This window comes from Virgibacillus salexigens, from assembly GCF_014905415.1.
Classification (GTDB): Bacteria; Bacillota; Bacilli; order Bacillales; family Amphibacillaceae; genus Virgibacillus; species Virgibacillus salexigens.
The window spans coordinates 1-290 of the sequence record NZ_BNEO01000204.1; the positions used below are offsets into that span (position 1 = coordinate 1).

The window sequence follows — 290 nt, forward strand, 5'->3', positions numbered from 1 at the left end:
AATCAAAATGTGCCATTTAATATGTATGATCTCATTGATCAACTTATTGATGAAGGAAGTTTTTGTGAAATTAAGAAAAAGTTTGCTCCTGAATTAATTACTGGTCTTGCTCGAATGGATGGTCGAGCTGTTGGGATTATTGCTAATCAACCACGTATGAAAGGGGGCGTTCTTTTTCCAGATTCTGCTGATAAATCAGCAAAATTTGGGCAACTATGTGATGCATTTAATATCCCGCTTCTGTTTTTAGTTGATGTTCCTGGATTCATGATTGGAACAAAGGTGGAGCG

At 36.9% G+C, this 290-nt stretch carries 1 protein-coding gene; it reads left to right on the forward strand.

Annotated elements, in window-relative coordinates; translation table 11 throughout:
• Positions 1-290, forward strand: a 290-nt coding sequence (locus JKP73_RS22850; protein ID WP_308436525.1) for a carboxyl transferase domain-containing protein, incomplete at both ends; no start/stop codon positions are given.